The 23,570-nt window shown below is 73.9% G+C and carries 26 protein-coding genes and 1 pseudogene; 15 read left to right on the forward strand and 12 right to left on the reverse strand.

Going from position 1 to position 23,570, the window contains the following annotated elements; all coding sequences use genetic code 11:
* Positions 1 to 113: 113 nt before the first annotated feature.
* The 3 genes and pseudogenes from D450_RS35230 to D450_RS0118185 form a co-directional block, all read right to left on the reverse strand.
* Positions 114 to 521, reverse strand: a complete 408-nt coding sequence (locus tag D450_RS35230) for an FAD-dependent monooxygenase (RefSeq protein WP_275041898.1) — start codon at positions 519 to 521, stop codon at positions 114 to 116.
* 310 nt (positions 522 to 831) lie between these two features.
* Positions 832 to 1,290: pseudogene (locus D450_RS35235) on the reverse strand (FAD-dependent oxidoreductase); the annotation flags it as partial.
* Positions 1,291 to 1,360: 70 nt separating this feature from the next.
* Positions 1,361 to 1,927: a TIGR03086 family metal-binding protein gene (locus D450_RS0118185; protein ID WP_017540084.1), complete on the reverse strand. Its 567-nt coding sequence runs from the start codon at positions 1,925 to 1,927 to the stop codon at positions 1,361 to 1,363.
* A 355-nt stretch (positions 1,928 to 2,282) separates the two neighbouring features.
* Here D450_RS0118185 and D450_RS0118190 point away from each other — a divergent pair, with 355 nt between their 5' ends.
* The gene (locus D450_RS0118190) at positions 2,283 to 2,804 is read left to right on the forward strand and encodes a nitroreductase family deazaflavin-dependent oxidoreductase (protein WP_017540085.1); all 522 of its coding nucleotides are present in this window, start codon (positions 2,283 to 2,285) and stop codon (positions 2,802 to 2,804) included.
* Between the two features lie 194 nt (positions 2,805 to 2,998).
* Here D450_RS0118190 and typA read toward each other — a convergent pair whose 3' ends face one another.
* Positions 2,999 to 4,885: a translational GTPase TypA gene (gene typA, locus D450_RS0118195; protein WP_017540086.1), complete on the reverse strand. Its 1,887-nt coding sequence runs from the start codon at positions 4,883 to 4,885 to the stop codon at positions 2,999 to 3,001.
* Between the two features lie 251 nt (positions 4,886 to 5,136).
* Here typA and D450_RS0118200 point away from each other — a divergent pair, with 251 nt between their 5' ends.
* Entirely contained in the window at positions 5,137 to 6,171 is a 1,035-nt protein-coding gene (locus D450_RS0118200; protein ID WP_017540087.1) for an iron-siderophore ABC transporter substrate-binding protein, read from the forward strand.
* 55 nt (positions 6,172 to 6,226) lie between these two features.
* Here D450_RS0118200 and D450_RS30535 read toward each other — a convergent pair whose 3' ends face one another.
* On the reverse strand, positions 6,227 to 6,712 hold the full coding sequence (locus D450_RS30535; RefSeq protein WP_026128627.1) for a (deoxy)nucleoside triphosphate pyrophosphohydrolase: 486 nt from the start codon (positions 6,710 to 6,712) through the stop codon (positions 6,227 to 6,229).
* 171 nt (positions 6,713 to 6,883) lie between these two features.
* On the opposite strand from D450_RS30535, the gene D450_RS0118210 reads away from it, so the two are divergent.
* Positions 6,884 to 7,228: a hypothetical protein gene (locus tag D450_RS0118210; RefSeq protein WP_017540089.1), complete on the forward strand. Its 345-nt coding sequence runs from the start codon at positions 6,884 to 6,886 to the stop codon at positions 7,226 to 7,228.
* A gap of 517 nt (positions 7,229 to 7,745) precedes the next feature.
* Here the strand turns inward: D450_RS0118210 and recD2 are convergent.
* Complete coding sequence (recD2, locus tag D450_RS0118215) at positions 7,746 to 9,992, reverse strand: SF1B family DNA helicase RecD2 (RefSeq protein WP_017540090.1); 2,247 nt, start codon at positions 9,990 to 9,992, stop codon at positions 7,746 to 7,748.
* A gap of 111 nt (positions 9,993 to 10,103) precedes the next feature.
* On the opposite strand from recD2, the gene D450_RS0118220 reads away from it, so the two are divergent.
* Genes D450_RS0118220 through D450_RS0118230 form a run of 3 tightly spaced genes read left to right on the forward strand, consistent with a single transcriptional unit; the run spans position 10,104 to position 11,994 of the window.
* On the forward strand, positions 10,104 to 10,508 hold the full coding sequence (locus D450_RS0118220) for a cupin domain-containing protein (RefSeq protein WP_017540091.1): 405 nt from the start codon (positions 10,104 to 10,106) through the stop codon (positions 10,506 to 10,508).
* Between the two features lie 31 nt (positions 10,509 to 10,539).
* Positions 10,540 to 11,172 (forward strand): cysteine hydrolase, encoded by a 633-nt coding sequence (locus D450_RS0118225; protein ID WP_017540092.1) that lies wholly within the window; start codon positions 10,540 to 10,542, stop codon positions 11,170 to 11,172.
* A 33-nt stretch (positions 11,173 to 11,205) separates the two neighbouring features.
* Positions 11,206 to 11,994, forward strand: a complete 789-nt coding sequence (locus D450_RS0118230; RefSeq protein ID WP_017540093.1) for an aminotransferase class IV — start codon at positions 11,206 to 11,208, stop codon at positions 11,992 to 11,994.
* Positions 11,995 to 12,330: 336 nt separating this feature from the next.
* Here the strand turns inward: D450_RS0118230 and D450_RS0118235 are convergent, their stop codons facing one another.
* A complete protein-coding gene (locus D450_RS0118235; protein ID WP_017540094.1) occupies positions 12,331 to 12,951 on the reverse strand; it encodes a hypothetical protein in 621 nt (206 codons plus the stop codon).
* A 315-nt stretch (positions 12,952 to 13,266) separates the two neighbouring features.
* Here D450_RS0118235 and D450_RS0118240 point away from each other — a divergent pair, with 315 nt between their 5' ends.
* The 3 genes from D450_RS0118240 to D450_RS0118250 all read left to right on the forward strand — a co-directional run bounded on the left by D450_RS0118240 (position 13,267) and on the right by D450_RS0118250 (position 15,339).
* Entirely contained in the window at positions 13,267 to 13,785 is a 519-nt protein-coding gene (locus tag D450_RS0118240) for an RNA polymerase sigma factor (protein ID WP_017540095.1), read from the forward strand.
* On the forward strand, positions 13,776 to 14,306 hold the full coding sequence (locus D450_RS0118245; protein ID WP_017540096.1) for an Asp23/Gls24 family envelope stress response protein: 531 nt from the start codon (positions 13,776 to 13,778) through the stop codon (positions 14,304 to 14,306). Before D450_RS0118240 ends, D450_RS0118245 begins: the two co-directional genes overlap by 10 nt.
* 88 nt (positions 14,307 to 14,394) lie before the next feature.
* Positions 14,395 to 15,339 carry a hypothetical protein gene (locus D450_RS0118250; RefSeq protein ID WP_017540097.1) on the forward strand — a complete coding sequence of 315 codons (945 nt, stop codon included), beginning with the start codon at positions 14,395 to 14,397 and terminating at the stop codon, positions 15,337 to 15,339.
* A gap of 429 nt (positions 15,340 to 15,768) precedes the next feature.
* On the opposite strand, the gene D450_RS0118255 is transcribed toward D450_RS0118250, so the two are convergent.
* The 4 genes from D450_RS0118255 to D450_RS0118270 form a co-directional block, all read right to left on the reverse strand.
* On the reverse strand, positions 15,769 to 16,296 hold the full coding sequence (locus D450_RS0118255; RefSeq protein WP_017540098.1) for a DinB family protein: 528 nt from the start codon (positions 16,294 to 16,296) through the stop codon (positions 15,769 to 15,771).
* 104 nt (positions 16,297 to 16,400) lie between these two features.
* Positions 16,401 to 17,174, reverse strand: a complete 774-nt coding sequence (locus D450_RS0118260) for a DUF6082 family protein (protein ID WP_241483202.1) — start codon at positions 17,172 to 17,174, stop codon at positions 16,401 to 16,403.
* A complete protein-coding gene (locus D450_RS0118265; protein ID WP_017540100.1) occupies positions 17,101 to 17,844 on the reverse strand; it encodes a DUF6879 family protein in 744 nt (247 codons plus the stop codon). Before D450_RS0118265 ends, D450_RS0118260 begins: the two co-directional genes overlap by 74 nt.
* Positions 17,837 to 18,106, reverse strand: coding sequence for a hypothetical protein (locus tag D450_RS0118270; RefSeq protein WP_017540101.1), 270 nt, complete (start codon positions 18,104 to 18,106; stop codon positions 17,837 to 17,839). The genes D450_RS0118265 and D450_RS0118270 overlap by 8 nt, the downstream gene beginning before the upstream one ends.
* 310 nt (positions 18,107 to 18,416) lie before the next feature.
* On the opposite strand from D450_RS0118270, the gene D450_RS33715 reads away from it, so the two are divergent.
* From D450_RS33715 to D450_RS0118285, 3 genes are all read left to right on the forward strand, one after another.
* On the forward strand, positions 18,417 to 18,857 hold the full coding sequence (locus D450_RS33715) for a hypothetical protein (protein WP_026128629.1): 441 nt from the start codon (positions 18,417 to 18,419) through the stop codon (positions 18,855 to 18,857).
* A 15-nt stretch (positions 18,858 to 18,872) separates the two neighbouring features.
* Positions 18,873 to 19,400: a hypothetical protein gene (locus tag D450_RS33720; protein ID WP_026128630.1), complete on the forward strand. Its 528-nt coding sequence runs from the start codon at positions 18,873 to 18,875 to the stop codon at positions 19,398 to 19,400.
* 193 nt (positions 19,401 to 19,593) lie between these two features.
* The gene (locus tag D450_RS0118285) at positions 19,594 to 20,469 is read left to right on the forward strand and encodes an SDR family NAD(P)-dependent oxidoreductase (protein WP_017540102.1); all 876 of its coding nucleotides are present in this window, start codon (positions 19,594 to 19,596) and stop codon (positions 20,467 to 20,469) included.
* On the opposite strand, the gene D450_RS0118290 is transcribed toward D450_RS0118285, so the two are convergent.
* Entirely contained in the window at positions 20,457 to 20,969 is a 513-nt protein-coding gene (locus D450_RS0118290; protein ID WP_017540103.1) for a hypothetical protein, read from the reverse strand. The two genes, D450_RS0118285 and D450_RS0118290, sit on opposite strands and share 13 nt — an antisense overlap.
* A 208-nt stretch (positions 20,970 to 21,177) precedes the next feature.
* Between D450_RS0118290 and D450_RS0118295 the strand changes: the two genes are divergently transcribed.
* From D450_RS0118295 to D450_RS0118305, 3 genes are all read left to right on the forward strand, one after another.
* Positions 21,178 to 22,215 (forward strand): MinD/ParA family ATP-binding protein, encoded by a 1,038-nt coding sequence (locus D450_RS0118295; RefSeq protein ID WP_017540104.1) that lies wholly within the window; start codon positions 21,178 to 21,180, stop codon positions 22,213 to 22,215.
* A gap of 51 nt (positions 22,216 to 22,266) precedes the next feature.
* On the forward strand, positions 22,267 to 22,449 hold the full coding sequence (locus D450_RS0118300; protein WP_017540105.1) for a hypothetical protein: 183 nt from the start codon (positions 22,267 to 22,269) through the stop codon (positions 22,447 to 22,449).
* Positions 22,450 to 22,510: 61 nt separating this feature from the next.
* Complete coding sequence (locus tag D450_RS0118305; protein WP_017540106.1) at positions 22,511 to 23,533, forward strand: serine/threonine-protein kinase; 1,023 nt, start codon at positions 22,511 to 22,513, stop codon at positions 23,531 to 23,533.
* Positions 23,534 to 23,570: the final 37 nt, after the last annotated feature.

The raw sequence follows: 23,570 nt of genomic DNA on the forward strand, positions 1-23,570 counted from the left end.
CGGCGGCACCGGGGAACCGCCCTGCCTTCGTCGTCGCCGCCTCCCCCTGGCCCTCCGCCGACCCACCGCCCGGCAAGCAGCCGCGAGCGGGGCACCGGCCGTCCCGTCGCCTCTCAGCGGCGGGCCGGGCGGGGATCTCCGGGTGGGCGCCAGTCGTCGACGGGGCGGGTGTAGCGGGCCAACTGCCACGGGGCCACCTTGCCCACCAGGCCCGCAGCGGTGTCCCGCAGCCCGGTCAGCACCGGCGATTCGTTCTGCACCGCCTCCGCCAGCTGGGCCGAGCGCTGCACCAGGGCGGCTGTCCGGGACCGCCGCGAGGCGGTGTAGGACTGCACCGCCGTCGGCACGTACGCCATCGAACCGCTGGCGTGGTGGGCCAGCACCACCGCGTCCTCGATCGCCTGACAGGCGCCCTGGGCCAGATTGGGCGTCATCGCGTGCGCGGTGTCCCCCAGCAGGGCCACCCGGCCCTTGTGGTACGCGGGCAGCGGGGTGTCCACGTGCCAGACGTCGCTGCGCACCACCGCCTCGGGGCGGGCCGCGGCGAACAGGTCCGCCAGCGGCTCCCGCNCGGGCCACCGCCTCGGCGCGCTCGTCTGTCGCCCTCCCGCCGGCGGGCACGTTCCCGGTGACGTAGCAGTACACCTCGTCGCCGCTGAGCGGGAGCACCCCGGCGGTCCCGCCCCGCCCCCACGTCTCGCCGAAGTCCAGCGGGTCCTCCGGGCGCCAGGGCACCACCGCGCGCCAGCAGGTGAAGCCGGCGTAGACCGCTCCCGGGTGCTCCAGGAAGAGCTCGCCGCGCAGCGCCGAGCGCGCCCCGTCGGCGAGCACCACCAGGTCGGCGGCGACGTCCCCGGTCTCGGTGGCCACCCGGGCCGGCTGGCGGGTGGTGCCCGGCTCGACCGCCGTCACCGCCGAGCCGGTGCGCAAGGTTCCGGCCGGGAGCCGCTGCAGCAGCGCGTCCACCAGGTCCGCATAGCGCAGCACCGAGACCGCGTCGCCGAAGCGCACCTGAGTCTCGTGCGGGCCGGTGCGCAGCAGCCACCGTCCGTCCCGGCGGCGGATCGCAGCGATCCCGTGCGGCGCGGACCGCTTGCGCACCTCCTCGCCCAGGTCCAGGGCGTCCAGGGCGCGCAGGGCGTTGGGTGCCAGCGCCAGGCCGGCGGCGACCGGGTCGAGCACCGGTGCCTTCTCGTACACGGTCACCGCGCACCCCGTTCGGGCGAGTGCGACGGCGGCGGCCAGGCCGCCGATGCCGCCCCCGACCACGACGGCGTGCGGTTGTGCCATGAACTGCTTCCTCCGGACCTGCTCGGCGGCCCGCGCGCGCCCGGCTGCACAGGGGCCCTGCCCCCTCAGGCTAGGGTCGGCGGCCGAGGAATGCCACGAGTTGCCGGGTATTCGTGGCCTCTGGCCCAACCTGGACTTCCGGGTCGAAGAATCCGGCCCGCGCGTCGTCGGGCAGGGCGAGGCGGGAGAACTCCAGGACCTGCCCGGCCACGTCCTCGGGCATATCCTCGCTCTGCCCTGTCGCCCGGGCGATGTCCCAGCCGTGCACGAGCATGTCCGTGAGCGCCAGGGACAGTGCCACGTCGCCGGACGTCCCCGGGAAGGGGGCGTCGACGACCGCGTTCCAGGCGGCGGGGTCCGCGGCGGCCCGCCGGAGCCGCTCCGCGGCCTCGGCGAAGGCGTCGCCGGCGGGCCAGGGGGCGGACGGGGCGAGCGCGGGGTCGGTCTCCAGGCCGGCGACCTTCTCCCCGGACAGCCCGCGCGCGGTGCGGTCCACCACGGCCACCAGGTGGTCGACGAGGCTGCGCAGGGGCCAGTCGGCGCAGGGGGTGGGGGTGTCGGGCGGGGCGGCTCCGATGCCGTGGATCCGGGCCTGGGCGTAGGCGGCCCCGGCGTGGACGGAGGCGGTGTCGATCATGGCGGTCCCTCCTCGGAGGACGCGGGCGATCGGCCGGAAGGGGCCAGCCTACGCGGGCCCACCCCCACCGTCCGGTGTCGCGCGGACGCGCCGTCCGGCGCCGCGTACCCGCCCCGCCTGGAGCCGCGCAGACGTACCGCCCACTGCCCACCCGCACCGTGCGGAGCCGCGCAGAGGCGCCATCCGGTCCCCACCCGCCCCGCCCGGTATGCGGACGGGCCGTCCGGTACCGCCCACCCGCACCGTGCGGAGCCGCGCAAACGCGCCGTCCGGCGCCGCGCGGGTCCCTTCCCCTGCCAGCAAGCGGGCGCTAGGTTGGATGCCGCGCACGCCCCCTGCCGGAGGGAGCCCGCCCGTGTCCCCATCGCCGCGCCGCCCCGGCGGCCCCGCGCCCCCGCCCCTCCTGTTGCGCCTGGCCCGCAGGGCCGCCGCCGCACCGCTCTTCGCCCGTCTCGCCCCGCCCGTCCTGCCGCGCCTGGACCGCCTGCTGCACCGCCTCACCGGCGGCCGGGTCCAAGTCGCGCGCTGGGCGGTGCCGAGCCTGATGCTGACCACCACCGGCCGGCGCAGCGGTGAGCCCCGCAGCGCGCCCGTGGCCTGCCTGCCGGAACGGGAGCGGACCCCGCGCAGCTTCCTGGTGGTCGGCAGCAACTTCGGCCGCGAGAAGCACCCCGCTTGGACCGGGAACCTGCTGGCGGCCCCGGAGGCGGTGGCCAACTACAAGGGCACCGACTTCCCGGTCCGGGCGGTCCTGCTGACCGGCGCGGAGAGGGACGAGGCCTGGAAGCGGCTCAACGCGATGTGGCCCTACGAGTCCTACGCCGCCCGCTCCGGACGCGAGCCGCGGGTGTTCCGCCTGGTCCCGCGCGAGGCCTGACCCCGGGAGGCCTCACCCCGGGAGGCTCAACCGCGCAAGGCCCGACTCCGCAAGGCCCGACCCCGCGACGTCCGACCGCCGCGGGAACCGACCGCGCGCAGCCCGGCTCCCTTGGGCCCCGCCCGCGACTCCCGGCCAGGAGGAAGGGCGCCGCACACGGCGGGCCCCCCGGGGGCGGGNGTGGCGGGGTGGTGCTAGCCGCGCTTCTTGTGCGCCGCCATGCGCCCGCGCTCCTTGTGGTCGAGCACCACCTTGCGGATGCGCACGGCCTCGGGGGTGACCTCCACGCACTCGTCCTCGCGGCAGAACTCCAGCGCCTGCTCCAGGGACAGCTTCCGCGGCGGGACCAGGCGCACCAGCTCATCACCGGTGGCCGAGCGCATGTTGGTGAGCTTCTTCTCCTTGGTGATGTTGACGTCCATGTCGTCCATGCGCGAGTTCTCGCCGACGATCATGCCCTCGTACACCTCGGTGCCCGGCTCGACGAACAGCACGCCGCGTTCCTGCAGGTTGAACATCGCGAAGGCGACGGCCTGCCCTGCCCGGTCGGCCACCATCGACCCGTTGGCCCGGGTGCGCAGGTCGCCCGCCCAGGGCTCGAAGCCCTCGAACACGTGGTGGGCGATGCCGGTGCCGCGGGTCTCGGTGAGGAACTCGGTGCGGAAGCCGATGAGCGCGCGCGAAGGGACCAGCCAGTCCATGCGCACCCAGCCGGTGCCGTGGTTGGTCATCTGCTCCATGCGGCCCTTGCGCACGTTGAGCAGCTGGGTGATGGCGCCCATGTAGTCCTCGGGCGCGTCCACGGTCAGGCGCTCGACCGGCTCGTGCAGCTTGCCGTCGACCTCCCGGGTGACCACCTGCGGCTTGCCGACGGTGAGCTCGTAGCCCTCCCGGCGCATCTGCTCCACCAGGATCGCCAGCGCCAGCTCGCCGCGGCCCTGCACCTCCCAGGCGTCGGGGCGCTCGGTGGGCAGCACCCGCAGGCTGACGTTGCCGATCAGCTCGCGGTCGAGGCGCTCCTTGACCAGGCGCGCGGTGACCTTGGCGCCCTTGACCTTGCCGACCAGCGGCGAGGTGTTGGTGCCGATGGTCATCGAGATGGCCGGCTCGTCCACGGTGATCAGCGGCAGCGGCCGCGGGTCCTCGGGGTCGGCCAGCGTCTCGCCGATCATGATGTCGGGGATGCCGGCGATGGCGATGATGTCGCCGGGGCCCGCCTGGTCGGCCGGCTTGCGCTCCAGCGCCTCGGTCATCAGCAGCTCGGTGATCTTGACCTGCTGGACGGAGCCGTCGCCGCGGATCCAGGCCACCTGCTGGCCCTTGCGGATCTCGCCCTGGCGCACCCGGCACAGCGCCAGGCGGCCCAGGAACGGCGAGGCGTCCAGGTTGGTGACGTGCGCCTGCAGCGGGGCGCCGGGGCTGTACTCCGGCGCCGGGACGGTGTCCAGCAGGGTGCGGAAGAACGGGGTGAGGTCGCCGTTGTCGGGCACACCCCCGTTCTCGGGGCGCTCGAACGAGGCCTTGCCGTCGCGGGCGCAGGCGTAGACGATCGGGAACTCGATCTGGGACTCGTCGGCCCCCAGGTCCATGAAGAGCTCGTAGACGTCGTCGACGACCTCGGCGATGCGGCTGTCGGGCCGGTCCACCTTGTTGATGCACAGGATGACCGGGAGCTTGGCCTCCAGGGCCTTGCGCAGGACGAAGCGGGTCTGGGGCAGCGGCCCCTCGCTCGCGTCGACCAGCAGCACGACGCCGTCGACCATCGACAGTCCGCGCTCGACCTCGCCTCCGAAGTCGGCGTGGCCGGGCGTGTCGATGATGTTGATGACCACGTCCTCGCCTTCGGGCGAGGTGTAGTGCACGGCCGTGTTCTTCGCGAGGATGGTGATGCCCTTCTCGCGCTCCAGGTCATTGGAGTCCATGACGCGCTCGTCGACGTCCTGGTTGGAGCGGAACGCCCCGGACTGCCAGAGCATGGCGTCGACCAGGGTGGTCTTGCCGTGGTCGACGTGGGCGACGATGGCGACGTTGCGGAGATCGGTGCGGCGTGCGGAGCCCTCAGCGGGAGTGGCGGTGGACATGCGAAAAGGTCTCGTTCTCATTCACTGGGTACAACCGCGACACCCGCGGCCACGACCAGTTTAGGCGCTTGCGCCGGTTACCACGGGAAACGACCAGGTCGACGGGGTGCTCTCCACCACCCCCACTGGACAAGCCCCCACATTTCGGACTTAGGATAGGCGCGCCTAACCACTGCGGGCCGCACCCGGCCCGTCCCGTCCGCGGCGGCCCGCCCCCCAGGGCCGCGCCCGAGAACCACCAGGGATCCTCCATGTCCGTCACCCTGTCCCGCCGCACCGGCCCGACCGCCCGGGCCGCCGCCCTGTGCGCGGCCGTCGCGCTCGCCGCCACCGCCTGCACCTCCGGCTCCGCCGAGCCGGAGGCCGAGGGCGGCGGCGACTGGAGCCCGGTCACCGTCGAGCACGCCCACGGCTCCACCGAGATCACCTCCGAGCCCGAGCGCATCGTCACCGTCGGCTGGTCCGACGAGGCCGCCCTGCTGGAGCTGGGCATCGTCCCGGTCGGCATGGCCGCCTCGACCTACGCCGGCGACGAGGAGGGCTACCTGCCCTGGGACCTGGAGAAGATCGAGGAGCTGGGCGGCGAGAAGCCCGAGCTGATCAACACCGACGACGGCCTGCCGGTCGAGGAGATCGCCGCCCTGGAGCCCGACCTCATCCTGGGCGTGCAGTCCGGGATGGAGGAGAACGAGTACGAGCAGCTCTCCGGGGTCGCCCCCACCATCGCCTACCTCGACCAGCCGTGGATGACGCCGTGGCAGGACGAGGTGCGCACCATCGGCGAGGCCGTCGGCCGGACGGACGAGGCCGAGAAGGCCGTCGCCGACACCGAGGAGTACCTGGACGGCCTGGTCGAGGAGCACCCCGAGTTCACCGACGCCACCTTCGCCGCGGGCACGCTGATGCCCGAGAGCGGGGAGCTGGGCTTCTACATCAACGGCGACCCGCGCAACGCCCTGCTGGAGCAGATGGGCCTGACCCCGGCGCCGTTCCTGGAGGACGTCGAGGCCGAGGAGAACGCCTTCTACGGCACGATGAGCCAGGAGAACGCCGAGGACATCGACGCCGACGTGCTGGTCATGTGGTTCAACTCCGAGGAGGAGCAGAAGAGCCTGGAGGACAGCGCCGTCTTCGGCGAGGTGGAGGCCGTGAAGAACGGCGGCTTCATCGGATACACCGACCGGGCGGCCTCGATGGCCATCTCCTCGCCCAACCCCCTCAGCATCCCGTGGGTGATGGACGACGTCGCCGAGGACCTGTCCGCGGCCGTGGAGGGCGAGGCCTGAGGGCCGCGCGGCGACGGCGGGCGGCGCCGTCCCGGACCGCGGCCCCGCGAGGGGGTCAGCGGGTCGGGGCGGCGCCGTCCCTGTTGCCGCCCCTTTGGCCGTCGCTCTGCAGGAGCGGGCGGACGGCGTCCAGGAAGGGAACGTCGGCCGGCAGCCAGTCCACCTCGTCGAGCGCCTCGGGACCGAGCCAGCGCAGCGCCATGTGCTCCAGCGGGCGCGGTTCGCCCTCCACGACCCGGGCCGCCCACACCCGCAGCACCGCCCCCACCGCGCCCGGGCGCACCGGCATCGCCACGTCGCCGCCCAGCCGCGCGCCGAGCGCGATCTCCACGCCGAGCTCCTCGCGGCACTCGCGGACCAGCGCCTCGGTGTCGGCCTCGCCGGGGTCCACCTTGCCGCCGGGCAGCTCCCAGCGGCCGCGCAGCTGCGGCGGGTCCGCGCGCTGGGCGGCGAGCAGCTCGCCGCCGCGGATGATCGCGGCGCCGACGACGATCTGGATCGCGGCGGGGCCGCCGCCCTGAGTCCGAGTCACGGTCGACAACGCTACTCCAGGCGCGGCGGCGCGCGGCGGCTCCGGACGACCGAAACGACCGACAGGGGCGACACGGACGGCATTGCCCGGAACCGGACGGGGTCGTGTGGGATCGCAGCGATCGGGGCACCTTGTTCGGCACGGACCCCGGTGCGACGGCGACGCGACGGAGGAGTGCGCATGTCGGCTCTCAACGCTCTCAAGGGGTGCTCGCTCGACGGGACCTGGGTGGACGTTCCCGGCCACAGCGTCACGCTCTCCCTGCGCTCGCCCGCGGGCACGATCCCCGCCGTCACCTACACCCTCGTCCTGGAGGGGGTCACCGACTTCAGCTTCTTCGACGAGGAGGCCGCCCCCTGGGGCGGGGCCGAGGTGGGCGACGTGCAGTCCGAGCACGACGAGGACTCCCTGCGGCTGGACTTCTCCTTCGGCGGCGAGGCCTCGGGGCTCGCGGTGACCTGCGGAAAGGTGCTCCTGCACCGGACCAGGGACCCCGAACCGGGGGCCGCGGGCGGCGGGCCCTGAGGCGTGGCCCTAAGCCCTCGGGCGCCGGCGCGTGCCGGCGCCCGAGGGGGCCGACGCTCTCCGGGGGGAGTGGAAAGAGCGTCAGCGTCCATTGGGGTCGGCGTTGCCTCGGCCCCTCGCCTGGGCGAGGAGGAGAGTCGGCGCTGCGGGCACGCCCCGAATGGTACGAGACCGCAACGCGGCCGGGATGCGCGCCAGAGGGGTCGTGCGCGCGTCCGCACCGCCGGTTTCGGCCTCATAAGGGGAGCCTATTCAGCCATGGGCCGCCTTGGGGGCGAAACGCGGAAAACGCGGGCGGGACCGCGCCCGGGAGGGGGTTCGGGCACGGCCCCGGGGTGGAGGAGTGCGACGGGTCGGGAGAGGGGATCCTGCCCGCCGGGCCACCGGCTCCACCGTAGGGAAAACTACCGCTCGGTTCTGCCGCCGACAAGGACGAAATTTCCCGGAATTTGCCGGGGCCCCGACATTCCGCGAACTTCAAACCGAACATCGATGCCATTATCCGGCGAATATGCCATTACCCGACGAAATTGCCCCCCTGGAGCCGGTGGGCCAGTCCGGTGTACCGCCGTCCCGCCGCCGCCGAGCGCACCGCCCGGGCCACCGCGCGCCGCGACCCCACCAGCACCACCAGCCGCTTGGCCCGGGTGATGGCGGTGTAGAGCAGGTTGCGCTGGAGCATCATCCAGGCGCTGGTGGTCACCGGCACCACCACCGCCGGGTACTCGCTCCCCTGCGACCGGTGCACGGTCACCGCATAGGCGTGCGCCAGCTCGTCCAGCTCGGCGAAGTCGTAGCCGATGTCCTCGTCCTCGTCGGTGCGCACGGTCAGCCGCTGCTCGTCGGGGTCGATCCCGGCGACCACGCCCATCGTCCCGTTGAAGACCCCGTTGGCCCCTTTCTCGTAATTGTTGCGAACCTGGGTGACCTTGTCCCCCACCCGGAAGACCCGGCCGCCCAGCCGCCGCTCCGCGGCCCCCTCGCGCGGCGGGGTCAGCGCACGCTGCAGCAGCGTGTTGAGGTTGCCCGCGCCGGCCGGGCCGCGGTGCACCGGGGCGAGCACCTGCACGTCCCTGTGCGGGTCCAGCCCGAACCGGCGCGGGATCCTGTTGGCGACCACGTCCACGGTCAGCTCCGCGGTCTGCTCGGTGTCCTCGCAGGGGAACAGGAAGAAGTCGTCCATCCCCTGCAGCAGCGGCGGCTCGCCCGCGTTGACCCGGTGGGCGTTGGTCACCACGCCCGACTTCTGCGCCTGGCGGAACACCCGGTTCAGCCGCACGGCCGGCACCGGCGACCCCTCGTCGAGCAGGTCGCGCAGCACCTGCCCGGCGCCGACCGAGGGCAGCTGGTCGACGTCGCCCACCAGCAGCAGGTGCGCGCCGGGCGGCACCGCCTTGACCAGCTTGTTGGCCAGCAGCAGGTCGAGCATGGAGGCCTCGTCGACCACCAGCAGGTCGCAGTCGAGCGGGCGGTCGCGGTCGTAGGCGGCGTCCCCGCCGGGCTTGAGCTCCAGCAGCCGGTGCACCGTGGAGGCCTCGTGCCCGGTCAGCTCGGTCATCCGCTTGGCGGCCCGGCCGGTGGGGGCGGCCAGCACGATCTTCGCACCCTTGGCCGCGGCCAGGGTGATCACCGAGGCGACCGTGAAGGACTTGCCGCACCCGGGGCCGCCGGTGAGCACGGCGGCCTTGCGGGTCAGCGCGAGGCGGACCGCCTCCTGCTGCTCGGGCGCCAGGTCGGCACCGGTGCGCCGGCGCAGCCACTCCAGGGCCCGGTCCCAGTCGACGCCGGCGAAGGCGGGCAGGCGGTCGGCCGGGTCCTCCAGCAGTGCCCGCATCCGCGCCGCGAGCGAGGCCTCGGCCCGCTGGAAGGGCACCAGGTAGACGGCGGTGACGGTCGCGCCGTCGGGGCCGGGCAGCTTCTCGGTGGCCACCCCCTCCTCCTCGGCGAGCGCGGCCAGGGCCTCGATCACCAGCCCGGAATCGACCTGGAGGATCGTGACCGCGTCGGCGATCAGCCGCTCCTCGGGCAGGTAGCAGTGGCCCTCCGACGTGGACTCCGACAGGGTGAACTGGATCCCGGCCTTGATCCGCTCGGGGCTGTCGTGCGGGATGCCCACCGCCCGCGCGATGGTGTCGGCGGTCTTGAAGCCGATCCCCCACACGTCGGTGGCCAGCCGGTAGGGCTCGCCGCGCACCACGCCGATGGAGGCGTCGCCGTACTTCTTGTAGATGCGCACCGCCAGGGAGGTGGAGATCTCGATGCCCTGCAGGAAGACCATCACCTCCTTGATGGCCTTCTGCTCCTCCCAGGCCTCGGTGATGCGCCGGGTGCGCTTGGGGCCCAGCTTGGGCACCTCGATCAGCCGCTCGGGGGCCTCCTCGATGACGTCGAGGGCGCCGGCCCCGAAATGGTCGACGATCTTCTCGGCCAGGCGGGGGCCGATCCCCTTGATCAGCCCCGACCCCAGGTAGCGCCGCACACCCTGGACGGTGGCGGGCAGCACGGTGGTGTAGTCCTCCACGGTGAACTGCCGCCCGTACTGGGGGTGGGAGCCCCAGCGTCCGCGCATCCGCAGCGACTCGCCCACCTGGGCGCCGAGCAGCGCGCCCACCACCGTGGTCAGGTCGTCGGACCCGCGCCCGGTGTCGACCTTGGCGACGGTGTAGCCGGTCTCCTCGTTGGCGTAGGTGATGCGTTCGAGGACCCCTTCGAGCTCGGCGTACCGGAAGCCCTGGCCGCCCTGCGCCCGGTCCGCACCGCCCACAGGTCACCCTCCTCGCACTCGCCTCCCGCCCCCATCATGCCGTCCCGGTGCGACGGGCGGGGCGGCGGCCGTGCGCCGTCCACAGGCGGCGGACGGCTACCCTCGTCCCCCGTGACCGACAACGCTTCTGACAGGGGCTGCGGGGACGCCGCACCCGACGGCGTCCACGTGGGCAACGCGGGCGCGGACGCGCCCATGGACCGCGGCTGGCTCCTCGGGCACTTCAAGCCGGAGGGCGACCCGCGGCACAGCACCGACGTGGAGATCAAGTGGGGGACCCACCCTCCGGGCGACGAGCGGGCCGAGTGGGCCGTCGGTGAGAAGCGCACCGCTCTGCTGGTCCTGATCAGCGGCCGCTTCAGGCTGAAGTTCCCCACGGGGGACGTGGTCCTGCACGAGCAGGGCGACTACGTCCTGTGGGGCCCGGGGACCGACCACTCGTGGGTGGCCGAGGAGGAGTCGGTGGTCATGACGGTGCGCTGGCCCTCCATCCCGGGGTACGCGGTCGAGCACTAGGCGGAACCCCCTCCGTGACAGGATCCAAGGCATGACGGAGAGAACGACGGAGAGAACCCGGCTCGCCCCGGACCGCACCGCCGTGCTGGCCCTCCACTGGCAGGTGAACGTCATCAAGCCCGAGGGCTTCTTCGGCGGGTTGCTCGCCGAACCGGTCCGCGTCTCCGGAGTCGTCGAGCGCGCGGTGCGGTTCCACGACGACGCGCGCGCGGCCGGCGTCCCCATCATCTTCACCCGCTTCACCGTTCCCGAGGGCGAAGGCGCCCTGGTGCGCAACACCGACTTCATGAACGCCGTCGCCGACGCCCAGAAGTCGTTCCGCCCGGACTCACCCGGGGCCGCCCTGATTCCGGAGATGTCCGTGCTCGGCGACCACGACGAGCTCTCGGACAACCAGCGGCTGTCCGGCCTGGCCGCCACCGACCTGCCCGACCGCCTGCGCGCGCGGGACATCGACACCCTGCTGATCACCGGGGTGGCGACCAACCTGACGGTCGAGCAGACCGCGCGCGGCGCCACCGACCTCGGTTTCACGGTGCACGTGGTGGCCGACTGCGTCGCCGCCGACGACCCGGCCGTGCACGAGGTGTCCCTGGCCAACCTGGACATGACCACCGCCGGGCGGCTCACCGCCGCCGAGGCCGTGGAGCTCCTCTCCTCCTGAGCCTCAGCGGCCCGGGGTGCGAGGATGCTCCCCATGATGCTGCTGGACGGCCGGCCGGTCACTGCGGATGAGCTGGAAGCCCTCGCGCTCTACGGCTACGGGCACTTCACCACGTTGCGGGTGCACGGGGGCCGGGTCCGCGGACTCGCCCTGCACCTCGACCGCCTGAGGACGGACTGCGCGGCGATGATGGGCGCCTCTCTCGACCCGGGGGAGGTCCGCTCCCGGGTCCGCCAGGCGGCCGCGGACGCGGACGGTCCCGTCGTCGTGCGCGTGACCGTGTTCGACCCGGGGCTGGAGCTCGGCCTGCCGGCGCGCCCGGCCCGGCCGCGGCTGCTGGTGTCCACGCGGCCGGCCCCGCCGGTCCCGGCACCGCCGCTGTCACTGGAGGTCCGCGAGCACGAGCGCGACCCGGCCGCGGTGAAGACCACCTCGCTGGCCGGCGTCCTCCGCCAGCGCCGCGCGGCCCAGCTCGGCGGCTTCGACGACGTGCTCTTCGCCGACCGGAACGGCCGTGTCACCGAGGGGGCGACGTGGAACATCGGCTTCGTCCGGGACGGCGAGGTGCTGTGGCCGCAGGGCGAGGTCCTGGAGGGGACGACGATGCGCCTGCTCGCCCGGGCCGAGGAGGCGGCGCACCCCCACCGCACCGCCCCCGTCCCGGTGGCATCGGTCCCGGCGATGGAGGGCGCCTTCATCACCAATGCCGCCGTCGGCGTACGCCCGGTGTCGAGGATCGGCGACCGCACATTCCCCGAGCCCACGGCCCTGCTCGCCCGCCTCCGCGAGGCCTATGCGTCGGTCCCCCAGGACGAGGTCTGAGCGGAGGCCGCTCAGACGCCTTTCAGACGCGATGAGGCGTACTCGGCGTCCATCGCCGCCGTCAGTCCCGCATGTGGGGTTCGGCCTCGCCCCCGTACGGCCGCATGCTCGGTCCTGAGGGGAGTCCGGGCTGCACCTCGACGCTCCGGGCCAGACTGGGAGACGAGCTCGCCGCGCGCTTCGACAGGGGTGAACGGCCCCGGGGGTCAGAGGAGGTCCCGGCCGCGTTGCACGCGTCGTTCCTGGCCGGGGCCCTGGTGGGGACCATCGCCCACGTCACCGCCGACCCGGGGACGGCACCGGCGCCGGAGGCGGCCGCCGACGCCGTGTGGCGCCTCATTCAGGTTCGTCCTGCGCGTCCACCAGCGCCCGGACGGTGAACTCCTCGCCCAGGGAGAGGGAATCGAGCCGGGCCCGGACCGCGCCCTCCACCGCCCGGCGCCGGGACTCCTTCCTCACCGAGGAGACGGCGACGCGCACCACCACGCTCCTGGCGCCGAAGCGCACCCGGACCCCGTCCACGCCGGACACCGTCACGGCCGACTCCTCGATGGCCTTGCGCACCCCCGGGAGCGGATCGCCTCCGTCGCCCGCGTGCAGACGCGTCCGCGCGTCCGTCCCGCCGCGCAGCGCCCAGGCCCCGGCGGCAACGACGGTCCCGCCGCCGATCAGCAGCAGCACCGCCGATGCGGCGCGCAGGCCGGGATCGTCCCACCGGGCGCCCCCGTGGTCGGCCATCCCGTAGACCGGGATGAAGACGTGGACGTCGGCCAGGACGGTGATGACCTCGGCCGCCGACACGAGCGCGGCCGCACCGGCCGCCACCGCCGCGGCGGCCGCGAGCGGCACCGCCGCCCGCGCCGGGACCCGCGCCCTGCGCAGGCCTTCGGAGGACCTGCGCCGCCAGCCCGATCCCGTGCGGCCGGGGGCCGCCGCCTCTCCCTGCAACGCGGTCATATGGTCCCCTCTCGGTGCGAGCGCCTTAGGACGGGCGCCGAGGCGGCGGGCCCAGGCCGACCAGGCCCCCCTCACCGGTCAGCGGGCCGCACGCTCGCCCGCGGCGCCCGTCACATCTGAGACACCTCTCCTCCGGTTCCGCTCACGCTCCCCAGTATGTGACGTGTCCCACATTCGACACAACCGCACATTCCCAGGTCATAAGGGGTAACGTTGCGTCACCACTCCCCTCTGCAACGTGGCCCCGGCACCGCGCCGGGGAGCGGAACCGGAAGGGGGCGGAGCGTGGCGGGTCGTCCGGACCCACCCGACGGGGTGCTGGCCGAACGCGCCCAGGACGGCGATACGGCCGCATTCGAGGCCCTCGTCCTGCGCCACAAGGACGCCGTCTTCCGCATCGCCCTGCGCACGCTCGCCGACCACGACGAGGCGGCCGACGCCGCCCAAGAGGCGCTCGTGACCGCATGGCGCCGGCTCCCCGACCTCGAGGACGCCGACCGCTTCCGCCCCTGGCTCTACCGGATCGCCGCCCGGCGCGCGCTCAACACCGTGCGCGCCCGCGCCGCGAGCGGGCCGCTGCCCGAGGAGGCGGACGTCCCGGACCGCTCCCCCGGACCGGCCGGACACGCCATCGGGAGCGGGCTGCGCCAAGCGCTCGACCAGGCCCTGGCGGGGCTGCCGCCTCCCCAGCGCATCTGCTGGATCCTCAGGGAGATGGAAGGATTGGGATACGAGGAGATAGCCGAGGTGGTCGACGCGACCCCGACAGCCGTGCGCGGGCGCATCCACCGCGCGCGCACCCGTCTCGTGGAGGCGCTCGAACCATGGCGGTGAACGACCCGGACGACCCGGACCTCCTGCCGTGCGGGGAGTCCGTCGACACCCTCCTGCGCCGCCTCCGCGCCGGACGGCCGAGCGGGCACGAGCGCACGTGCCCGCACTGCCGTGCCGCGGCCGAGGAGTTCCGGGTGCTCTCGGCCGCGCAGGACGAGGCGGACCAGGAGACCGTGGCGGCCCCGCCGGACCTCGTCGACCAGGTGATGCGCACCGTGCGCGCGGAGGTCCGCTCCGGCGGGTTCGTCACCTTGGACGCCGGGGGGCGCGGGTGGACGCGGATGCGCAGGGAGGCGGTGGCCGCCCTCCTCAGGGCCGCATGCGACACGGTCCCGGGCGCCGCCGTGGGCCGCTGCCGGTTCACCACCGGCCCCGACGGGGTCGCCGTGGACCTGACCGCCCGCTTCACCGGAGAGGTGCCCGCGCCGCGCCTCGCCGACGAACTGCGGCGGGCGGTCCGCGAATCCGCCCTGCGCCACCTGGGCTGGCGGGTCACCCGCGTGGACGTGCGCTTCCAGTGACACCCCGTCGCCGCCCGGACGTGGCACCATCGCACACGGGCCCGGTGCGCGCCGGGACCTCCAGGACCCTCCGGACAGGCAGGTTCCCATGGTGCACAGCTGCGTGATCGTCGCGCTGGCCGAGGGGCCCCGCGGCGACGGCGCCGCCGGGTGCGACTATCCGGCGCTCAAGGAGGCCATGGCCCCCTTCGACCAGGAACTGGAGGTCGCCCCGTACCCGGACTACACCGAGTTCCAGTCGCGGCCCGCGGACTTCTGGGCGGTCAAGTACCTGCGCGCGCGCTTCGGCTTCGCGGTCCCTGACGAGGATCTCACCTGGCAGGACGTGGCCGAGGCCTACAACCGGGACCTCGCGCCGGCCGACGGGGAGCCGCCGATCCTGTTCGACGGGGTGGGGCGGCCCTACTTCGCCTCGACGTTCAACCCCCGAGGCGAATGGGACCGCTGGCAGACCGGGGGACGCTGGAAGGGGTACTTCCACGTCCTTCCGGGGGTCGAGAGGGGCTCGGGCCTGCTGCAGCCGCACACCTCCGAGAAGGGGGCGCGGGCCGACGGCGGGCGCAAGGGCCTGCTCGCCCTGGGATCGATGCGGGAGAGCGCGGCACGCGAGGCCGAACTGGAGTGGGACATCTTCCAGGAGCGGGCTGCGTCGCTCCCGCCGGCCCTGGGCTGGTCCTCCTTCGCCCGCCTGGTCTCGCCCGACTACGGCAGACAGCGGGCCGAGGCCGACTACAAGAGCCAGCCCCTCGTGGAGGCCCTGGCCAGGACCGGCCTGGGCCGAGTCATGGACTACGCACTGGACGCACCGGGCGCCTCCAAGGAGGGCTATATCGAAGACCGCAGGTCCCGCGCCGTGACGGGCGCGTCGCTGCTGACGCTCGACGGCGAGTGGATCGACGAGCCCTTCGGCGGCTGGATCGGAAGCACCCCGGACGTCCGCTCAGCGGCCGCCGGCTACCGTGCCATGGCCAACGCCTACATCGACGAACTGACCGACGACACCTGGCTGGTAGCGGTCGACGCCCACAGCTGAGCCCCGGCCGTCCCTTGGGCGCCCTGAGCCTCGCTCAGCGAACGGCCGCCACGGGCTCCCGTTCCCGCGGCCGACGAAGCCCGCCGCCTTCTCGTCCCGCCTGAAGCGCGGTCCAAGGTGGTCGTCGCGGTTCCCCGAGAGCCGGCGGACGAAGTCGTACACGAGGTACGAGGTGCACTGCGACGTCGTGCGCACTTCAGCCCGGGCCCGCCGTGGGCGCGGGCCGCCCCTCGCCCTCCAAAGCGCCCAGCAGCGCCAGGAGCCTGCCCCGCTCCTCAGGGGGACGGCGTCCGCTGGTGTGGGGGACTCCGGCGCCCCGCCGCCCCAGGCCGAACCCAGGGCGACGCTTCTCGGGGAACGGCTCGCGGGCATCGGCCGCGGGTCCGACAGGGTCCTTAGAGCACTCCCTTGCCTTACCCTGCCCCGCGCCTAGCCGCCGACCGTTCCGTCGATGCGCTCGCGGAGGAGGTCGGCATGGCCGTTGTGCCGTGCGTACTCCTCGATCATGTGCACCAGGACCCACCGGAGGGACACCTCTCCCCGCTCCGGGTCCGTTCCCGTCACGCCGAGGCCGGAGGCGTCCTCGACCAAGCGTTCCGCGAAGGCGACCTCCTCACGCCAGTGGTTCCAGGCGTCCCGGACGACCGCCTCGGCGGCCTGCGCCCCGTTGAAATCGCCGTCCGGGTCCTCCTCCGTCCAGTAGTACGGAGGGGCCCCGGTGCCTGCCATGACGACGCGGAACCAGTCGCGCTCGACGTCGGCCATGTGCCGGAGGAGGCCGAGCAGGGACAGAGTCGAAGGGTCGACCGCTCTGCGTGCCAGGTCCTCGGGGGCGAGCCCGGAGCACTTCAGCTCCAAGGTCTGCCGCTGGTGGCGGAGGTACCCGGCGAGGACCTGCCCCTCCCCGCCGAGCCGGGGAGGGGCGACCCGGGGGTCCTTGTCGGTGCTGTCGAACATCTGAGGCATTCGGGGATTCTTCACCATCCGACCGCGGGGCGGTCAATGGGTTTTCCCGCCACCTTTCCCGCCACGGGGCCGATGGGTCCTGCTCTGCTGCTCTCCTACCTCCTGCGGACCCGGCTCCACCGCCCCCTGGCACGGCGGAGCCGCCCGCCGGGGGCGCGCCGCGCCGGACGGGCGAGCCGACGGGCCACGGCGCCGGCGGCCGCGGCGGCTCCGACGGCCGCCCCCGTCCCGAACGCCGCGACGAGGAGCAGGGAGCGCCGGCGCCCGTCCCCTGCACCGGCTGCGGGTGCGCCGGTGCCCTCGGACAAGCGTGCCTGGTGCACGACCGGGGTCGCCGCCAGGTACGCCTCTTCGAGGATCCGGTTGAAGCGCCGGTCCGCCCGGCGCGCAGGCGCGGAGAGCCGCCGCCCGCGTGCCCGCGCCCAGTAGGCGCGACCGACCGGGCCGCGGAACATCTCCTCGGCCGCGGCCCGCAGCCGCGCCTCGGGCATCGCTCCGGCCCGGAACGCCGTGCCCCACTGGGTGACGATCATGTTGGTGTAGAGCTGCTGCCTGCGCTCCGTGCGGTCCTCGCCCTCGGGCACGGGCCCCCAGCACGCGTCCAGATCGGGGTCGTCCATGGCCATCCGCAGCAGCTCGGCCATCGCCTGGCGCCGCCCCTCCTCGACGGCCCGCCGGGTCTCGCGCGCCTGGAAGACCAGCGTCACGGCCACCCCCACCAGGGCGAGGACCGCGATCAGCGCGGACACCGCCCCGTAGGTCTGGCCGATGAGGCTCAGCCGCTCCCACTCCCCGTCACCGCCGCCGAACCCCCTCAACGCGAGAGGTGAGGCCAGCACCAGGGCCAAGGCGGCGAGCGAGAGGATCACCACTGCGAGCGGGAAGGCCTTCACGGCCCCACGGTCGCCCCGCACCCTCAGCGGCGATCTCGCGCCGGTAGAAGTCCATGAACGGCTCGGCCCGCTCGTAGAGCCCGGCGATCGCCGCGGCGACCCGGACGGCCAGGGCGGCGTCGTCGATCCGCTTGGCACCGGCCGGTGCCCACTCCCGGTCGTAGAGCACCTGGTAGACCACCCGGCCTCCGTAGACCATGGTCTCGGGCAGGGGCCGCCCGCGTTCCCAGGAGCGGATCTGTTCGGCGTCCAATACGGCGATGTCATAGCCGCTCTCGACGAATACCCGGTGACTGTGCATCTCCCATCGCAGGTAGGGGCTCGGAGGCGCCTCCGCCACCCGCAGCCTGCGCATCCGCAGGCCCAGGGCGCGATAGCGCGCGACCTGTTCCCGGAGCCGCTCCCGCTCGCCCTCGAATATAGCGATGGCGCGCCCCATGTCCCCGGCGAGGTAGGCCTCCCAGGCCTCGTCCCCCGATTCGTCGAAGCGCTGCGACCGTTCGAGCTTCCATACGTCGCCGGTGAGCTCCGGTGACTCCCGCAGCGCCTTGGCGTCGGCGTGGTAGGCCGCGCGGTCGAGAAGCCTGCCTTCGGAGGCGCGCACCTCGTCGAAGACCCGCGAGTCGGCCGTGGGCGATTCAGGCATTGGGGATGTCCGGCTTCGCCGCTCGCAGCATGATCCCCGGAATGACGACCAGCCGCTCGTCCGGGCCGACCGTGACCCCGCTGGGAAGCCGGTCCGCATAGCGATCGGTGGCGTCCCTGCCGACCACCGCGATGTCGCCGTTGTCGAGTTCCCAGATCTCCGGGCAGTCGTCGTCCAGGCGGCTCTTGTCCAGCTCCGCGGCGGTCTTGCCCAGCCTTCGGCGGAACCCTGCGGACGGGTCGGCATCCCAGAGGCGTTCCATGGGGGGATCCTCTCGCATCGAGGGGACGGGCCAGTGGTCTTTCCCCGGAGATGCGGAGAATCACGGCGCGGCCGAATCGAAAAGTGGCGCTATGCGGCCATCCGCGCGACAGGTCCCCCGGATTCCCCTTGTGGAATCACCCCGTCGATTGCACCCCGGCGCGAACCGGGCCGGGAACGGCCCCGCCGTCTCCGCCCGTCCCCCGGCCCCGGGGCCTGCTGTACCTTTGTCCCCCGCCGCCCGGGGACCGGCCCGATGGCGGCCGCCCGCCCCGGTCCATCCGCCCCGGCCCACTGGAGGAACGTTGTCCATGGCGCTATCGACGGCCCCGCCGGTCACCGCCGCCCTGCTGGCGGTCGCCGGCCTGGTCCTTCTGGGCAGGATCAGCCCGCACCGGCGCGGCATGGCCGTCACCGGGATGGTGCTGCTCCTCGTTTACGCCGTCTGGACGCCCCTGCACACGTTCATCCTGTACAAGGAGTTCATCGCCGGTCCGATGTGGATGGCGACCGCCGGCTCGGTCCTCAACGCGCTGCTCGGCAACGGCACATGGGCGCTGGGGATCCTGCTGCTGGTGCTGGCCGCCACCCGCGCACCGCGCGCCCGGGCGTCCGCGCCCACGGGCCCGGTGCCGCCCGGGCCTCCGGGACCGCCCGGCGGGCCGCACTATGGTCCGCCCGCCGGCTACGGTCCCCCGCCGCCCCCTGCCGGACCTCCCCCCGCCGTACCGCCCCCGCCGGCCGCGCGCTGACGATCGGAGAGGCCGATGATGCTCCAATCCGTCCTGTACTTCCTCCTCGACGCCCTCACGGCCGTGGTCGGGGTGATCGCCCTCGCGCGCGGCGGCAAGGCGCCGTCCGGAACCGGGCCGGTCCGCGCGGCAGGGGCCCTGCTGATCGTGGCGGCCCTGGTCTTCGCCGGGTGGCGGGTCTACACCATGGCCTTCCTGTACGACACACTGCTCCTGCCGGAGTCGGTCGAAGCGGCGGCCGCCGTCCAGACGGTCGCCTCGCTGCTCCTGTGGGCCGCCGCGGTCGTCCTGATCCTGGTCTCGCTCGCCGGAAGCGGAAGGGCCGAGGGGCAGTCTCCCCCCTCTCCTGCAGCGGGTCCGATGCCTCCTGGCCCTGCTGGGCCCCCTGGTCCCCCGAACGCTCCGTACCCCCCGCGGCCGCCACAGCAGCCGTCCATGCCGCCAGGGCAGCCAGGGCACCCCATGCCGCCGGGGCCGCACAGGCCTTCAGGTCCGCCACGGCCGCCAGGCCCGGCCGGACCGCCGGCCGCCCCTCACTCCTGAACGACGGGGCGGCCGCAATTGCGGCCGCCCCATAACCGTGCCCCTGTCCTCATTCGGCCGGTGTCACTTCCGAATACCGCATCCCTAAGAAGCCGCTCTCCGCCTCTCCCATAACAGACGAAGTCGACCTCCGAACGCCCCTCCCCCCTCCGCCTCTCCCATAATTGCCAAGAAACCCGGAACAGGGAGCGGCATGACCGACGTCGCAGGAAAGACGATCTTCATCACCGGCGGCGCACAAGGGATCGGTCTGGGAATGGCCCGCGCCTTCGCACTGGCAGGGGCCGATCTCGCCTTAGCCGACATCGACGCCGACGCTTTAGACGCCGCCCGCCACGAGCTCTCCGCCACCGCCCGCACCGAGACCTTCCCGCTCGACGTACGCGACCGCGACGCCTTCGCCCAGGCCGCCGACGACGCCGAGGCGCGTCTGGGCCCCGTCACCGTGCTCTGCAACAACGCCGGAGTCCTGGGCACCGCGTCCGTCACCGACCCCAGCCCGGCGGTGTGGGACCACATCCTCGGCACCGACCTGGGCGGGGTCTTCAACGGGGTGAGCGTGTTCCTGCCCCGGATGATCGCCCGCGGCGGCCCCGGCCACGTGGTGAACACCGCCTCGACCGCCGGGGTCCGCGGCGGCCGCCTCTTCGAGTACAGCGCCGCCAAGGCCGCCGTGATCGCCCTGTCGGAGTCGCTGCACGCCGACCCCGACCTGGCCCGGCTGGGCGTGCGGACGACCGTGCTGTGCCCCGGCGGCGTACGCACACGCATCATCGACCACGGCATCGCCGGCATGCCGGGCGGGACCTCCGAGCGGCAGCGCACCCGGATCGACGACGAGCGCATGCGGACCGTCGTCGAACAGTGCGGCCTGGCCCCCGAGGACGTCGGGGAACTCGTGCTCACAGCCGTCCGGGAGGACCGCTTCTATGTCTTCACCGACCGGTCCGCGCAGGCGGACCTGCAGGAGCGCGCCTCGGCGATGCTGGCCGCCCTGCCCGAGGAGTCCGAGCACGACCGCAGGCTCGCCGAGGCGCGCCGGCGCCTGGGCCCCGCTCAGGACGCGTAGTACCTCCGTGCGTCCGCCCCGGTGATCAGGGCGATCTTCACGATGCACAGCACCAGCGGGACCAGCGCGAGCAGGTTCAAAAGCAGCAGCTGGAGCGCCCACCCCAGCGCGAGCAGCGCCTGGAACGCCACGATCGACCAGAGCCACAGCCGGGACCGGCGACCGGCCACCGCCGACAGGAACAGCGAGATCAGCCCGGTGACCAGCGGGACGCCGATGGCCAGCCCCAGGACGACCGCCATGGCCGCCGGGTCGATCCCCTCCTCGCTCAGCACCTGCAGCACCGTCTCCTGGGCCTCGGAGAGGTCCTCGACCTGCCTGGGGTCCACGCCCAGCAGGGCGCCGAAGAGCACCGCCACGCCCACGCCGGCCAGCACGCCCAGGCCGCCTCCCAGGAACATGAGCACGCGCACGGCGGTGACCGTACCGGGCAGCGGCGGCGGCTCCTGGGGCGGTGCCGGATAGGCGTACTGGTGGTGTCCGGGGTACTGCGGGTACATTCGACCGTCCTCTCTCGCCCGGGTGCGGCGGCCACGCCGGCCGCCGTTTCGGGCCCGTCCCCTCCGACGGCCGCCGGACCGCTGCGGTTCGCCCCGGCCGCCCCGGAGGCGAAGTCGGGACGAACCCGACCGGTCCCCCATCCGCGACACTGCGTAAAATGCCGTCGGACAGGGCCCGTTCACCAGTCGATCCCTAGGAAGTCCAGCGGTGTCAGTTCGATCCCCCCAACCCGAGCCGGCGGCCGACGGCGAGGACTCCGGCGCGTCCGCCTCCGTGCCGTACTCCGAGCTCAGTGCGGACACGCTGATCCGCCGGGAGCGCCCCGCCCCCAAGGGCGGCTGGCGCCGCGCGCTGTACACCGTCACCGGCGGCAGGATCAATCCGGGGGACTCCAAGACCGAACAGCGGCGCCAAGAGCTCGAAGCCGCCGTCGGCCGCGCCCCCCTGCCCGACGAGCACCAGTCCATCGTGGTCCTGGGTACCGGCGCGGAGGTGGGCACGACCACGGTCGCGCTGGGGCTCGGCTCGGTGCTGGCCGCCCACCGCGGCGACCGGGTGATCGCCGTCGACGGAGACCCCGAGCGCGCGCCGATCACCGAGCGCATGGCGCTCAAGTGGCACGCCGAGCTCCCGATGCAAGAGCTGATCGCCTCACCCGACGCGGCCGTGCGCTACTCGGAGATGAACCGCTTCACCGCGCAGACCACCTACGGCCTGGACGTGCTGGCCTCCGCCCCCGACGACACCGCCTCGCGTCCCTTGGGCATGGAGAGCCTGCGCCGCATCTCCGACGCCGTCGAACGGCACTACCCGCTGCAGCTGGTCGACGCCGGCAGCGGACTGCAGCGCCCGGGCGTCCCGGTGCTCCTGGGGCGCTGCACCCGTCTGGTCCTGGTCACCCCCGCCACCCGCGACGGCGCGATCGCGGCCGCCAACGTCCTGGACGAGGTGAACGGGACCGCCCCGGGACCGCTCGCGGAGTCGGCCGTCGTGGTGCTCGCCAAGGGCCCCTCCGGCGGGCCGGGCTCCTCGCCCGAGACCGACGACCTGGAGCGGCAGATGGGCGAGCGCTGTGCCCGCGCGCTCCAGCTCCCCGAGGACCAGCACCTGGGCTCGGGCCGCCCGATCGACCTGGCGGACCTGCGCGCGCCCTCCGCCCTGGCGCTGCTGGAGCTGGCCGTCGAGATCACCGAGGGGTTCGCCCGGCCGGAGCGATCGAAGCGGCCGGACCCGCGGGACCGGTAACGACTGGGCCACGACCGGTGGCCGGGCCGGGCCCACGGGTAGGAACCGTGAATGGTAGTCGCTGCCCTCGGCGTCCTCCTGCTCCTCCTCATCCTGTCCGTCCTCGCCGCCCGCACCTCCCGCCACTCCTGCTGCATGGGCTGTCTCGTCTTCTACGTCCTCCTCGGCGCCGTCTTCGCCGCCGCCCTGCTGGGCGCCCAGATCGGGCTGTGGGCCGCGCCTCCCTGGCCGTAGGATGCCGCTGACGCCGTCCCCGGACATTGGGAGTTGGTCGCATGCCCCCGGCGGTCCGCCGATGAAGGCCCGCGGGCCGCGGAGGCTGGGCCGCCTACTGCCCGACGACCCCGGGCGCATCGGCTCCTACACCGTGGTGGGCCGCATCGGCTCCGGGGGGATGGGCACCGTCTACGCCGCCACCGGAGAAGGGCTGCGCGGCTATCTGGCCGTCAAGGTCGTCCACCGGCGCCACGCCGAGGACACCCGGTTCCGGGAACGCTTCGCCGCTGAAGCGCGGCTGCTGGCCCGGGTGAACAGTCCCTGCGTCGCGCGCTTCGTCGGCGCCGACGTACTGGCCGAGCTCCCCTGGCTGGCGACCGAGTACGTCCCCGGGCCGACCCTGCGCCACCACGTCGACCGCCACGGGCGGCTGCGCGCGGCGATGGTGCGCGCGCTGGCGGTGGGGACCGCCGACGCCCTCAGGGCTGTGCACGGCACCGGGGTGGTCCACCGGGACCTCCAGCCGAGCAACGTGGTGCTGTCCGCCTCCGGCCCCAAGCTCCTCGACTTCGGCATCGCGCACCTGGGGCTGCGCGAGGAGGCCACCCGCTGGATCCGGGTCCGCCGCTACCGGCGGGCCGTGCGCGACATCGGGCTGCCCGAGCCGGCCGGACCGCAACCGCCCGAGGAGCTGCCCGGACCCCGCGACCGGCTCGGGACGCCCGGGTGGACCAGCCCCGAGCAGTACAGGGGCCGCCCGGTCACCGCCGCCTCCGACGTGTTCCTGTGGGGCGCGCTGGTCGCGTTCGCCGCCGCGGGGCGCGACCCCTTCGGCGTCGCCGAGCCGACGGAGCTGGCCCGCCGGACCGTCCGCGAGGCCCCCGACCTGGACCACCTGCCGCCGGAGCTGGAGGGCCTCGTCGAGGCGGCGATGGCCAAGGACCCGCGATCGCGGCCGACGGCGCCCGAGGCGCTGGACCGCGCGCTGGGGGAGGACCTGCAGCGGCACCCGAACCGTCCCGCGGCGGTGCGGGCGGTGCTCGACCGGGACTGGACCGACGTGGCGGTCCACCCGCCCAAGCCGCCCCGCCGCCTGTTCTGACGCACGGCTCCGACTCACGGCACCGGCCCACGACTCC

This window comes from Nocardiopsis halophila DSM 44494, from assembly GCF_000341245.1.
In the GTDB taxonomy this organism is placed as follows: domain Bacteria; phylum Actinomycetota; class Actinomycetes; order Streptosporangiales; family Streptosporangiaceae; genus Nocardiopsis_A; species Nocardiopsis_A halophila.